10 protein-coding genes are annotated in these 12,498 nt (G+C 49.0%); 4 read left to right on the top strand and 6 right to left on the bottom strand.

The genetic code is table 11. The features are described 5' to 3' along the window. Positions 1-3: 3 nt before the first annotated feature. From ACYVAD_RS02055 to ACYVAD_RS02045, 3 genes are all read left to right on the top strand, one after another. Positions 4-978: a PorP/SprF family type IX secretion system membrane protein gene (locus ACYVAD_RS02055; RefSeq protein WP_461137801.1), complete on the top strand. Its 975-nt coding sequence runs from the start codon at positions 4-6 to the stop codon at positions 976-978. An 89-nt stretch (positions 979-1,067) separates the two neighbouring features. Then, positions 1,068-3,401, top strand: a complete 2,334-nt coding sequence (locus tag ACYVAD_RS02050) for an OmpA family protein (RefSeq protein ID WP_461137800.1) — start codon at positions 1,068-1,070, stop codon at positions 3,399-3,401. A 75-nt stretch (positions 3,402-3,476) separates the two neighbouring features. Continuing rightward, the gene (locus ACYVAD_RS02045) at positions 3,477-4,394 is read left to right on the top strand and encodes a PorP/SprF family type IX secretion system membrane protein (RefSeq protein WP_461137799.1); all 918 of its coding nucleotides are present in this window, start codon (positions 3,477-3,479) and stop codon (positions 4,392-4,394) included. On the opposite strand, the gene ACYVAD_RS02040 is transcribed toward ACYVAD_RS02045, so the two are convergent. Both ACYVAD_RS02040 and ACYVAD_RS02035 read right to left on the bottom strand, forming a co-directional pair. Further along, positions 4,395-4,862: a thioredoxin family protein gene (locus ACYVAD_RS02040; RefSeq protein ID WP_461137798.1), complete on the bottom strand. Its 468-nt coding sequence runs from the start codon at positions 4,860-4,862 to the stop codon at positions 4,395-4,397. A 229-nt stretch (positions 4,863-5,091) separates the two neighbouring features. After that, positions 5,092-5,595 (bottom strand): low affinity iron permease family protein, encoded by a 504-nt coding sequence (locus tag ACYVAD_RS02035; RefSeq protein ID WP_461137797.1) that lies wholly within the window; start codon positions 5,593-5,595, stop codon positions 5,092-5,094. Between the two features lie 407 nt (positions 5,596-6,002). On the opposite strand from ACYVAD_RS02035, the gene ACYVAD_RS02030 reads away from it, so the two are divergent. Beyond that, positions 6,003-6,533, top strand: coding sequence for a hypothetical protein (locus ACYVAD_RS02030; protein ID WP_461137796.1), 531 nt, complete (start codon positions 6,003-6,005; stop codon positions 6,531-6,533). 255 nt (positions 6,534-6,788) lie between these two features. Here the strand turns inward: ACYVAD_RS02030 and ACYVAD_RS02025 are convergent, their stop codons facing one another. The 4 genes from ACYVAD_RS02025 to ACYVAD_RS02010 form a co-directional block, all read right to left on the bottom strand. Then, positions 6,789-7,196, bottom strand: a complete 408-nt coding sequence (locus ACYVAD_RS02025) for a hypothetical protein (RefSeq protein ID WP_461137795.1) — start codon at positions 7,194-7,196, stop codon at positions 6,789-6,791. 241 nt (positions 7,197-7,437) lie between these two features. Then, positions 7,438-7,875 (bottom strand): response regulator, encoded by a 438-nt coding sequence (locus ACYVAD_RS02020; protein WP_461137794.1) that lies wholly within the window; start codon positions 7,873-7,875, stop codon positions 7,438-7,440. A gap of 38 nt (positions 7,876-7,913) precedes the next feature. Beyond that, positions 7,914-8,351: a response regulator gene (locus ACYVAD_RS02015; RefSeq protein WP_461137793.1), complete on the bottom strand. Its 438-nt coding sequence runs from the start codon at positions 8,349-8,351 to the stop codon at positions 7,914-7,916. A gap of 337 nt (positions 8,352-8,688) precedes the next feature. Further along, positions 8,689-12,240, bottom strand: coding sequence for a carboxypeptidase-like regulatory domain-containing protein (locus ACYVAD_RS02010; protein WP_461138510.1), 3,552 nt, complete (start codon positions 12,238-12,240; stop codon positions 8,689-8,691). Positions 12,241-12,498: the final 258 nt, after the last annotated feature.

Raw genomic sequence — 12,498 nt, 5'->3', positions numbered from 1 at the left:
GGAATGGGAAACCTTTCAGGAATAAGACGCTGGACTGTTGGACTACTGCTTGTGCTAAGCAGTAGTCAGGTCTGGGCGCAGCAGGATAAAATGTTTTCGCAGTACATGTTCAACCTGATGGCGTTGAACCCGGCTTATGCTGGTAGTCGTGATGTCTTGAGCATGTCGGCCCTGTACCGAAACCAGTGGTCCGGTCTGCCTGGTTCGCCACAAACGGGAACGTTTACTATGGATATGCCGCTGAACAAAGAGCGTATCGGCGTAGGATTACAATTGTACGGCGATAAGGTTTCTATCTTCGAAGAAGCAGGAGCCTTTGCTTCCTACGCCTTTCGGATCAAGGCGGGTGAACGTACGACCCTGTCACTAGGATTACAGGCCGGCGCGTCCAGCTACCGAGCGAACTATACTGATCTACAGATAAGTCCAACCGGAACGACACAACCTGATCCCGCCTTCTCGCAGAACGTATCGAAAGTACTGCCCAACTTCGGGACTGGTATCTACATCAGCAACGACCGGGCTTACATCAGTTTGTCGGTACCCCGACTGATCAAAAACCGGTTGAACGACTACGAATCTGATCGAATCCGGTCGCGGCAGGTTCGTCATGCTTATCTGGCTGCGGGATTCGTCATTGGCGTGAGTCCGGCCGTAAAAATCAAACCATCCATGCTGGCCAAATATGCTGAGGGAGCGCCCCTGGGCTTTGATGGCAACGTAAACGTTTGGTTTATGGACCGGGTGGCGATCGGCGCGTCGGTACGGAAAAACCAGTTTTCGAGCTGGACGCCGTATACCACCGATGCCATCGTCGGGATACTTGAGCTGCAGTTAACCGATCAATTCCGGTTTGGCTACGCTTATGACCACACCATGAACGATTTACGCACCGTAGCGCCGAGTACGCACGAAATTCTGCTGCGTTACGAATTTGGTTTCGGTAAAAACCGTATTCTAACCCCCCGTTACTTCTAAAATTCGGCCTAGTATTTGCTAGAGTTAAAGTACCTTTTCCATCCTTGGAGGAGGTACTTTGTGTTTGTACTCCTGTAACAGCCCGTACTATGAATTATCGTCTCTGCCTGCTGCTGGGTATAGCCTGTCTGTTGGGTAAACCACTCATGGCTCAGTCGCTTATTGCCGAAGCGGAACGCCAGTTCAACCAATCCTACTACGACAATGCGGCCGCACTCTACGAACAGGTGCTGGCAAAACCCGATCAACTCTCCGAAAAAAACCGGCTATCGGCCAAACGAAATCTGGGATACAGTTATCAGCAATTGCACAACAGCAAAAAAGCTGAGCAGGTTTTTCGGGAGTTACTCCACTCTGAATCGATTTTGCCGGAGGATGCCGAGTGTTATCTGCGTTACGCACAGGCGCTGGCAAGCAACGGTAAATACAAAGAGGCAGAAGTCGCTTTTGACAAGTACGGCCGTCTGAAACAGCAGGAAAAACAGGGAAATGTAGCCAATAGTCGGTATGGTAATACGGCGGAGATGCTACAGAAGGCTGGTACGTACAAACTCGACTTTCTACCGATGAATACGCCGAATGCTGAGTTTAGCCCAATGGTTTACCAGAAGGGACTGGTATTCGTATCAACGGGGGGAAAGAACCGGCTCAAGAAAGCATTCGCCAAAAACACGCCCTTCCTGGATCTGTTTTATTTGCCCACCGACGAGCAAACGGCGAAGGGCAAACTAAAGCAGCTACCTCTGGGAAAAGATTCATACACCAGTCCAACCGCCAACGACTCAAAGATGCAGGGCGTGTACGCTGGAACACAGCTGCACTTAGGGTACGAAGAGCAGCCTACCAGTCGATCCGAGCGCTTCTATGAAAGTCTGAACACGAAGTACCACGAAGGGCCCGCTACGTTTACGAAGGATGGCTCACGCATTATTTTTACCCGTAATAATTACAACGAAGGGCGGTATAAGCAGAGCACGGACCGGGTCAATAAACTAAAGCTATACACAGCAACTCAGGTTAATGGACGTTGGAGTAAAGCCGAGGAACTAGCCTTTAACGGCGATCAGTATTCAACAGGGCACCCCGCTTTGTCAGCCGATGACCAGCTGTTGTATTTTGCTTCAGACCGACCGGGCGGATTCGGTGGTACCGATATTTACGTATCGCGCTGGACCAACGGTAAATGGGGGACACCCATTAATTTGGGTAAAGAAATTAATACGAAAGGAAATGAGCTATTTCCCTTCGTCGACGAGAACGGAGGGCTGTACTTCTCCTCGAACGGGCTGAAAGGGGTAGGTGGACTTGATCTGTTTTACGCCCAGCTCAGCGGGGGCGACCAGGTAAAAAGCGTTAATAACCTGGGCAAACCCTTCAATTCCAGCAAAGACGATTTTGGTATAGTAACGGACGCAGCCCGGCAGAGCGGCTATCTGAGCAGCAACCGTAGAAACGGTGGTGCGGACGATGATATCTACCGATTTACGCGCGAGAGTTCGCTGTATCCCTGCCGTGAACTTACGTTGAGTGTGTTCGATGCTGATTCGAATACGCCGTTGGACAATACGTTCGTTGCCATCAACGCGGCTAATGGGCAGGACGTAAAACAGATGAAAACCAACAACGATGGCTTGTTACGGTTTTGTCTGGACGCTGAAAGCGACGCTACGTTCCTGGCTAGTCGTGAGGGGTATCTGACAAACAAAATCGGTTTCTCGACCAAGAACCTATCTGATGACCAGCCGTATCGGATTGACATCTCGCTGGCAAAACCACAGCTTCGTTCCAGTGAAGTGTTCGGCCCATCGACAACGACTCTGCGCGGGCGGGTAACTACACAAGCGACAAAGACGGGAGTCGTGGGGGCTAAAATCAGGCTGACTAACCTGTGCGACGGCATTGTGCAGGAAACAACAACCGACGCCAATGGGCAATACGAACTGATGGTGCTACCTGGCTGTGACTACCAACTGGAGAGTACCAAAGAAGGCATGGCTGCTATGTCGTCCCTAATTACCAGTAAAGGAGTAGGATCGCCCGACTTGGTCATGTTTACCAAAGGGGATGTGGTAAAGATCAATAACATTTATTACAGCAAGGACAAAGCAACAATTACGCCTGCTGCGGCTGCTGAACTGGACAAAGTAGCGACGCTACTGAAGCAATATCCAGCTATGATGATCGAACTGCGGTCGCATACGGATAGTCGGGCCGTGGCACAGCACAATAAAACGTTGTCGACGAACCGGGCTAAGTCGGCCGTTGCATACCTGCGGTTAAAAGGAATTTCGCCCACAAGAATTATCGCCAAAGGATACGGCGAGAGTGAACTGCTCAACAAATGCAAGGACGGGGTGACCTGCACGGAGGAGGAGCACGAGCAGAATCGCCGGACCGAAATCAAAATTTTGAGCCTGAATTAGTGGGTTAGCTAGCCAAGGCTTACCATTAGGTTTTTAGGCCAAAAGCCCGCAATTTGTCGGCTATTTCGAACCGTTATGAGAATTCGTTATCAGTCAGGTAGTTTCTGGGGAGCTGTATGTGTTCTCGTATGCGCCGTAGTACAAACTGCATCTGCTCAGAAAGAGGTACTTTATTCGCAGTATCTGATTAATCCGATCAGTATCAATCCAGCCGCAGCTGGCAGCAACGAAACGTTCCAGTTATCGGCCTCGCTGCGCCGTAAATGGTTCGGGATACGTAACGCCCCCCTAACGCAAAGTGTTACGGTCGATGGGGCCGTTGCGAACGGACGCGTTGGTTTGGGCTTTCAGGCGCTGAACGATCGCATGGGTCTGTTTGCCGCTACGGGGGCTTACGGGAGTGTAGCATACCGGCTTAACATGCCTGCTTTGGCAAAACTGTCTTTTGGTGTACAGGGCGGGGTAAGTGTATTGCCGCTGTACGATTACAGCACGGCTATAAGTATTAACCGTCCGGTAGCTAGTCTGGGGTTTGGCGTTTATTACAAAGGCGATCGGTTCTTTGGAGGTATATCAGTCCCTGAGCTGGTCGGCCGAGCGCTGGATTTATCGGAGCGATTTCTGTATCAAAGCGTACGCCCCGTCATGGTGCAGGCGGGTACCCGAATCGACTTGAGCGAGAAGACGGTTTTAATTCCGTCGGTGCTGGTATCGAAGATTGCTGATCGGTCGCCGGGTGTTGATTTGAACGCCCGCGTATGGATTAATGAACAGTTAGGATTAGGGTTATCGTACCGATACAATAGCCCTGGACTGATTCCTGCCAATTATTTGTACGCGCTGGCCGAATTTCAGGTCAGTAATTCGATTCGGTTAGGCTATACGTTCTACTCGCAGACCCCCGAAAACCCGACGGCTAATCTGTACTTTCAACCAAGTACGCACGAGGTAACCCTGCGTTTTACGCCAAACGCCTTGGCCTTTACATATTAATTAATCAGCCGGTTGCTTTCGGTTTTTCAATTTCCGGAACTGGCGGAGTTTGGGTAGATGCAGGGCGTGATCGGCCTGCGTAATCATGGCCTCAACACCCCCATAACCAACGGCCCGGTGAACAAGCTCGCCGGTGGGTGTCATAAATAACGAGGTTGGATAGCTCTGCACGCTATATAACCTCGCCACATCCAGCCCTGCGCCGTACTCGGCATTGATCTGGTAACTGATAAAATACGTGTTGAATTTTGTGCCTACTTTCGGATTCGGGAAGGCTTCTCGCGCCATCCGCCGGCAGGGGGGGCACCAGTTTGTGTAGACATCCACAAAAATGGGGCGATTCTGTAGCTGCGCTTCAGCCAATACCTGCTGCCAGGAACCCTGAAAAAATTGAACGCCTGCTGGCTCTTCGGCCTGAACCGGTATCAGGAAAGCAACAAGTAAAAGCGTAGCCCAGATGTATTTCATGCGCCAAAGGTACTGTTTTCAAGTACCAGCCTAAGTAGTGTTCGTCATTTTCGGCGTTTTCGTTTGTTGAAACAACAAATGAAAACGCATGACTTCATTTTCGTTTGGTATTCATCCCGGAAGTGTGGTCGGAGCCGAAAATGGGCTAGCTACTGGACTGCCTGATGAGACGTATAAACGAAAGCCAGCTTCATTTTAAAGAATGGGTTGCTAGGCTTACCCAATAAGGTCAGTGTTGAGAAGTAGCCGTTTTGGGCTTTGTACGATGTTTGCGTGTCTGTTGTCGTTTCTCCAGCTCTTCAACTTTCTCTTCGTGAATCTCCTCGGCCTCCTCAATCGAGTGCGATTCTGATAAGGTAGCTTCGGCTTTTGCTTTTTCGGCTAAGCGGCCAAAAAATTCGTGCAGAGAACGTAACTCCGCTTCACTAAGGTCTTCCACGTTAAGGAGTCGGTTACTGGCTTTTCGGTTGACAGCAATCAATTCGTTGAGTTTGATCTGCATCGCCATCGAATCCTTGTTCTGGGATTTCTGGATTAGGAAAACCATGAGGAACGTAATAATTGTCGTTCCCGTGTTGATGATCAACTGCCACGTATCAGAATAACCAAAAATTGGCCCTGTAATCAACCAGATAATGACGGTGAGCAGAGCAATGATAAAAGCCGTCGATGAGCCTGTGGCACGAGTGGCTTTGGAGGCAAATGTTTCGAAAAACTGCGTGAATGATTTCATAGTGAAAAAGATGAGTGTCAGGTAAAACCATAAACGATTCTGACGCAGCTTTTGGGTATTAATTCACTTTAATATAGGATCACTAGATTAGTAAAGAGAGGTCTCGAATCATAATTTGGAGGTTTCTTAACCTAACAGCAGACGGTAAAAGTCGTCACTTGGTAGGCTATGATACATCATTAACTCAATAACTAGCTGGAAAGAGAAAGCTTGATTCATGAGATAATGACTTGAAATTAGGTGCGGCTTAAATTAATTCGGTCGATAGAAGTACTTCTTAAACTAGGCGTTTTAAGAGATACCTTTTCGACTGTTGGATACCGATCAAAGCTGAGAGTTCTTATATTGGGAAACTATTTATCATATGACAGATTTTGATCGTTGTTATCCACTTATATTTTTGATTCATGAAACACGTTTATTGGTTGATCCTCGGATTAGTTTTTGGCTGGCATGTAGATAGTTTCGCCCAGATTGGGGATACCGACGAAGACTGGCGAGTTATTTCGGTAGCTAATCACCAAAAGGGCCAATGGCTGGTTGGCGGTGGAGGCTCCGTGGTTGGTCTCACCGCCAAGGCCGGTAAGTTCGTTGCTAATCGTACGTGGATTGGTCTAAGCGGAGAAGCGACTGTTTTTTCTGAAGCGCGTCTTGAACTGGGAGCTTTTGCCCGCTACTACTTATGGGAAGGCGGTTTCCTCTCGGGCTTCGCCGAAGCTGGGGTTTCGTACGGGCAATTTCGCGAAATTTTAGACAGTGACGACGTTGGGCCTGCCCGGCATTTATACAGTCCCAAACTGACGGCTGGTTTTGGCATTGAATTGCCCATTTATCGACGGGTGTCATTAGAGGGCGTATCCAGGCTCGGGCAATTGACGGCGGCTAATTGGGTTCAGCCAAGTTTTCAGGGCTCCATCAACTTCTACTTCACCCGGTAGAAACAGCGGATAGTCGTTGTCTCGCTGAATCTTATTAATCGCTTTCCCGTAAGACGAAGAAAGGTCTCTGTATCCCCGATTCTGGCCAACCAAATCCGGAAGTTTTCTTACGTTAGATAATCAGTCAGCGTAAAACAGATTTGGTAATGAGGGTGCAAAGAGATTAATTAATGAGACAACTCAAATGAAAAATTCATCAGAGGAATCAGTATAGATCAATGCTTTGACGTAAACGTTACGTTACCCTAATACCATTTATTTGCTCTTTAAGCCTTTAACTGAAATATAGTTGGCTGGTAATCCACCAATAGCACAAACGACTTCTGGAGGACTAGACAACTCTTGATAACTAAACTCTATGGTATCGTTTACTGTCAGCCTATCAAAAGGAATATCAAAAGCAGTAACACAATCTGGGTAAGTCTTGGCCGGATTAGACTGGTCAAAAGGGCCACCAAGATTGGTGAACCATAGCCATTCTTTGCCTTTACTAGTTGGAGCCTGAACCCACTGAATAACCGTTCCTGCACAGGAATTATAGAGTACTCGAGCTTTTACATGTCGCCCATTAAGCGCTAATTCTTCTTTCGAACAGGATAAGCAGAGCACTAGAAATAGTACAATTAGATAAGTCAGTCGCATACAAATCAGCTTTGCTTTCATGGACCATTTTAGAGCAAAGACAGTTGGAACAACCGTTGTTTCTGGCGTATAATCTGTTATATGGTAACCATGAACCCAATACATGAGGACTCAGGGATATGACTGACAAAATACAGTTAGAACGAAGGACGAAAGAACGATCTCTGTGAGAATAAGAAGCGCTTATGAAGCTGCTACTTGAAGTTGACAAACCAGGCCCTAAAAATAGAGCCGCCGATCAACATACAGCCATGTTTTGTGCTTAAGGCTTAGCCGTTGTTGGCAATAAACTGGTTCCGTGCCAGTAGGAGCGCAGCCTTGTCACATACGCCTGCCAGCCCTGCAAATCATAAGGCTTCTCGGTGTAGGCAACAGCCCCCCGTTCGTATGCCTTGTGAATCTTGCTATCCTCACTCAGATTAGATAGAATGATAATAGGAGTTTGACCTTGTAGGCGTGAAATCAGTTCAGGGATCAAGTCCAGGCCGCTGATTGATGAACCTAAGTCAATATCAAGCAAAATCAGTTGTGGGGGAGCATACAGACGCGCATCAATATTATCGAGTGTCTCTTGGGGGGATCTTGTGTTGACGAACGAAGCTTCCGGAAAAATATCTTTCGCTACTCGTGTCAAGAGTTCGCAGATAGGCGGCTCATCATCCACTACTAAAATCTGAAACGGTTTTTGAGCTTCCATCATAAATCGATCAACAAGGTAAACAAAGAATAGCGCATTACCTACGTTAACTCACCATAAGCAGCGGGTCGTTTCACCGTGTCAAACCAAAATAGCCGAAGTTCCTCTACATACGATTTCCAACCGCTGTATGTGTCTGGTTTGATGGTGAAGGCATTAGCCCCACGCTCATAGGCCTGGTTGGTGAGTTCCTTGTTGCTCGCAGCCGTTAACACAATGACAGGAATTAGTTTGCCGAGGGCATGATTTCTTAGCAAGGTCAAAAACTCCAGTCCGTTTGGTTCAATCAGTAAGTGTATATCCAGTAATATGATCTCAGGTTCCTTGCCGGTCATCTTGTCGAGATAGGTTGAGGCTTCCTGAACGCTTTTGACCCATGAAAATGCCGCGCTGGGAAAAACGTGTTTAGAGGCCCGCTCAATAATATCCAGTACATTAGGGTCATCATCGACAAGAAGTATGTTAAACTTAGCGTGCATTTAAGGAGGAAGTATGGACAAGACAAAAGCCAATTCGTGAGCGGCACAGCTTGCTGAGCAAATTCACGTTTATAGCCTGGCAATCACCGCTTTTTTGTTGCTCTAATATAAACGACCTTTCGCGATAGAACACCATAAAAGCTTTGTAATGGTACCGCCTATTCTCAAGAAAAGGCCCTGCCTGAGACATCCGGGATTCTCATATCCCGAAATTAGGCAATTTAGTACTCACTATTTCTGGTAAGTTTTCCACTTTCCTCTAGGTCGATCAGATAATAGAAACGTCTTTTTAATGAAAGGTGAAACGCCATCTGGATGGAGTAAGGGGCCTGCTAGCTTATTGCACCCGAACCAATTGAACGCCTAGTACTGGTCGACCATCGGCTGTAACGCCCTGGATCACTACGCGCACCGTTCGCACTACGTCCGACAAGACAAAACCTAGCTGACTGTGTCCTTGACTGTCGGTTTGCATGAGTGGTTTCCAGGACAATACGTCCCGGTAATCGACGGGACCAGCAATGGAGTCGGTTGGTACGTCCGTCGTATAGCGGGGAACGTAAAACTCGCGCTGCACAGACGGATAACCGATGAATTGAATCGGTGTGATCATCTCTTGGGGTTTCTTACTTCCCTGCATAGACCGAGCGCTTTTTGTATAAAAAGCAATAACACCATTTCCCCCTCGAGCCCCGTATGTACCAGTCGTAATCGCACTTTTTAGCAATTCGATCCGCTCAACATCGCTTGGATTAAAGATCAGCAAAGCAGTCCCATAAGGATCTTCAATGGGCAGACCATCCAACAAATACAAGGGCTGCATCCCACTTTTGAAACTACTCACCCCTCGTATGAATACCTTGTAGCTACGTGCTACCGCGGCCCCTTCTCGCGTAACCGTCACGCCCGCCAGGCGGCCCTGAATCATTTCGTATAAATTCGTATAAACGGGCGATTTCTCATCGATTACCAGAACGGCATCAGCCTCATTGTGCAAACTACGCTGTTGAACATCCTCGGGTCTTTTATCGAATTTCCGCGCTCGAACCGTTACTTCGTTCAGCTCTTTGGCCGTTTTATCACGGTAAACATCGGCGTTTGCTTCCTGCCGAACCCGGGCGCCTTCCAGCTGGACCCGCAACGTCGACCAGCTTGGCACAGCCGGTAGTTGACCGGATTCCCAAAGCTTGCCGGGTGCTTCCTGAACCAGAAAAGCTTCGTTGGCCGGAATAATTTTTAGCTTACGATCAGCTACCTGCGTCAGTAACTGCACCGTATCGGCAATGGCCAGCCCCGCCAGTCGAACGCGCCCCTGCTCGTCAGCACCCGCCGATTTTACGAACGATTGTCTGGCTGCTATCGACGTCACGATAAGCTGCGCGCCGGGTATGGGTTGATGTTTTGCGTTCACAATGCGGCCCCTAAGCGATAAGCCACCCAGCGAATCCGTTTCGGGTGTACCACTGACTCGTCGCCAGCCCTGCGTCAACAGCAGATCGTCCATCGCCTGACGGGTTTCGGCCGTGTGATTCACGACGTACTGGTTGGGATTTTCGATACGTCCCCGAAGCTCGCCCGTTAGCAGCAAATGCGCTGACAACGTAGCCTCAGTGGTATCAGCGGGCACGTTGCCAGCATCGGTAATTGAGGCTGAAAAAGCAGCTAAAGTCGGTATCCCGTTATCCATCAGATTGACGCTCAGGGTAACCTGCTCGCGGGGCCGATAGCGGGGTTTATTAACTTTCAATCCCACCTGTACCGGTGCCACAAATTCGGGCACAAAAATTAATCGCTCGGCTTGTGGCCGGGCACTGACATCGTATAAGGTAATTTGTGCCAGGCCCGGCAACCAGTTCATCATGGGTAGGCTTAGCTTTGCCGCCCCATTTTGCAGGAGAATTTTTCGTTCATTAACCAACCGGCCGTGTTGTTGAATCAGAATATACACGGAGTCAGTAGCAGTGCGGTTAGTGCTTAGAATGGTTAACGCCAGCCGGGTTGTATCGCCGATGGCATCGGCCGAAAGCAAAATTCCCTCCGTTTCGGGTTTGACCAATGGAACGTGTTGTGGCTGGTTGTTGTGCACTACGTCGGCATAATACGTCCGTTGCGGCTTTGGCTGCACAGATACGCTGGTCATCCCCTGCCGATTAGTCTTGAACCGAACGATTTCAGTACCCAGGTCATCGACAATACGGCCCTCAATGGATAAGCCATGACCATCGGGCCTGACAATTTTTACGCCCAGACGCGCGGGTAATCCCGCAATCCAACGCCCCCCTTCCGGCAGAATCTGAACGTCGACTGGCTGATGAACCGAATCACTACGTATGCTGCCCTCGTTTCGTAACAGATTATAGATTGCCACCGACCGTTCGAAAGCGGGGCGTCGCTGGGCATCGTCTTCGTCGGTATAGGCGCGCAGACGATACGTTCCCGTCATAAGGGTATCCGACAGACGAAAATTGCCTTCACCCCGTCCGTCAGTGATACGTACCCACTGGTGCTGCACAAGTTTCCCGGCTGACGTCAGCAGGTCAACATGGATAGCCGTTTCGCCACTGGCTCGCTGGTAACTAGCCGCGTCGAGCAGATAGGTACTCATCCAGAGCCGATCGCCTGTGGCGTAAACCGGTTTGTCGATGTGTATAAATAAGCTGGGAGACAGCCATTTAAAACGCTCGTTGAAGGCCGTAGTGATCCGTTCCAGGCGGGCGTCTGGTGGGGCCAGTTTACCCTGGGTAGCCAACGGACCGGTTATTAGTGACTCCTTCTCATTCCCTTCGGGGGCCCAGTCGGCAGGCAGCATCGTCGATAGTCTATCACTGCTCATCGACCCTTTCAGTTCCATTCCTTCCGGCTGCGTAACAACCCCATTGATACTCATTTGTAGCTGCCCCCTGGGTAATCTCATTTCCGTATATGCGTATCGGGCATCGGGATAGGGTGAGAAACCGGAGACCGCGTTCGTGTAGAAGACAATTAGTTTCATGGACGAAACCAATCGGCGTTCGGTCGCTAATCGACCGGGCTGAATCAACTGAGAAACCTTAACTGGAATCAGCCGCTTGTCGTCATTAACTGCAGCGGACAACGTAATGGACCGACGTTCGAGGGAGACCGGCTTCGTAACGTCTTCCTGATAAATCAGAAAGCCAGCCTGCTCGAACGTATTATCTATCAGGCTGGCCATCAGATGCCGGATGGACCCTTTATAAGCCGTTAGTCGGTTACGCTGAAAACGGTTGGCCTGTCGCTCGTGCTGGGGTTTTAGTTCTTCAAAACGGGCCGTACCTGCGTAGTAAACACCACCCGACGTAGTTGCATCAAAGTGGCTTAACGCATAGATTAGCCGATACCCCAGCGCTTGATTTTCGATAATCAAAGGCTCGCTAGCTGTCGCGTACAAATGGTCTTTATTTTCGTTGAAACTGAGAACGTCGCTATTGACAAGCAGGCACTGCCCGCCAAATGGCTCGCCGAAGAGTTGCTTCTTAAACAGCCGTAAGTGCCTTTCCCATTGCTTCGGATTACCTTTCACGGTTACAGCATCCAGCGTTTGTTCGCTTGGCTTCAGCCGGAAATTCGCCTTCTGCGGTGTCGTATTATCAAATCGAGAGGTTTGCGTAACGGACTGATAACCAACAAAGGAAGCGGCTATTTCGACTGTGCCCAGTGGGATGCCAGTCAGGGTGTATGATCCTTTCTCGTCGGTTACGGCTCCCCGCGTTGATCCATTGACGTAAACGTTAGCAAACGGCATGGGTTTTCCCGTCGTGGCATCCGTCACGGAGCCGGTCAGTGTGGCCGTCGATTGGCTATGAGCCAGCCGGGTCGATCCCAGCAGTAGAACGATGGTTATTCGGACGATGAAGAACGAGCCACGCATAATTAGTAGGTTACCCATTCTAAAAAGAACGCCACTCTACAATTATACCGATAGCTGTACCCTGCCTTCGTGAGTCACTAAATGAGTGGGAGGATACCATCAAGAAGCTATGGCAATATATAGGCTGATAGGATAGATTGGCTATAGAATAGAACGACCCGGCTCTATCTTGTTCTGACCAGAAAAATGTAATAGTATTTACTTAAGCAAAAGAGTTTAAGTGTTTTTCTTAAGTAGTCAAAAAACAACATGTACATA

Source organism: Spirosoma pomorum (assembly GCF_054776615.1).
This window is presented reverse-complemented; position numbering and strand designations above follow the sequence as displayed.

What these genes read in the sequence shown, in the direction of transcription:
- ACYVAD_RS02055 (WP_461137801.1), top strand. Translation starts at nt 4, where the DNA reads ATGGGAAACCTTTCAGGAATAAGACGCTGGACTGTTGGACTACTGCTT.
- ACYVAD_RS02050 (WP_461137800.1), top strand. Translation starts at nt 1,068, where the DNA reads ATGAATTATCGTCTCTGCCTGCTGCTGGGTATAGCCTGTCTGTTGGGT.
- ACYVAD_RS02045 (WP_461137799.1), top strand. Translation starts at nt 3,477, where the DNA reads ATGAGAATTCGTTATCAGTCAGGTAGTTTCTGGGGAGCTGTATGTGTT.
- ACYVAD_RS02040 (WP_461137798.1), bottom strand. Translation starts at nt 4,862, where the DNA reads ATGAAATACATCTGGGCTACGCTTTTACTTGTTGCTTTCCTGATACCG.
- ACYVAD_RS02035 (WP_461137797.1), bottom strand. Translation starts at nt 5,595, where the DNA reads ATGAAATCATTCACGCAGTTTTTCGAAACATTTGCCTCCAAAGCCACT.
- ACYVAD_RS02030 (WP_461137796.1), top strand. Translation starts at nt 6,003, where the DNA reads ATGAAACACGTTTATTGGTTGATCCTCGGATTAGTTTTTGGCTGGCAT.
- ACYVAD_RS02025 (WP_461137795.1), bottom strand. Translation starts at nt 7,196, where the DNA reads ATGAAAGCAAAGCTGATTTGTATGCGACTGACTTATCTAATTGTACTA.
- ACYVAD_RS02020 (WP_461137794.1), bottom strand. Translation starts at nt 7,875, where the DNA reads ATGATGGAAGCTCAAAAACCGTTTCAGATTTTAGTAGTGGATGATGAG.
- ACYVAD_RS02015 (WP_461137793.1), bottom strand. Translation starts at nt 8,351, where the DNA reads ATGCACGCTAAGTTTAACATACTTCTTGTCGATGATGACCCTAATGTA.
- ACYVAD_RS02010 (WP_461138510.1), bottom strand. Translation starts at nt 12,240, where the DNA reads ATGCGTGGCTCGTTCTTCATCGTCCGAATAACCATCGTTCTACTGCTG.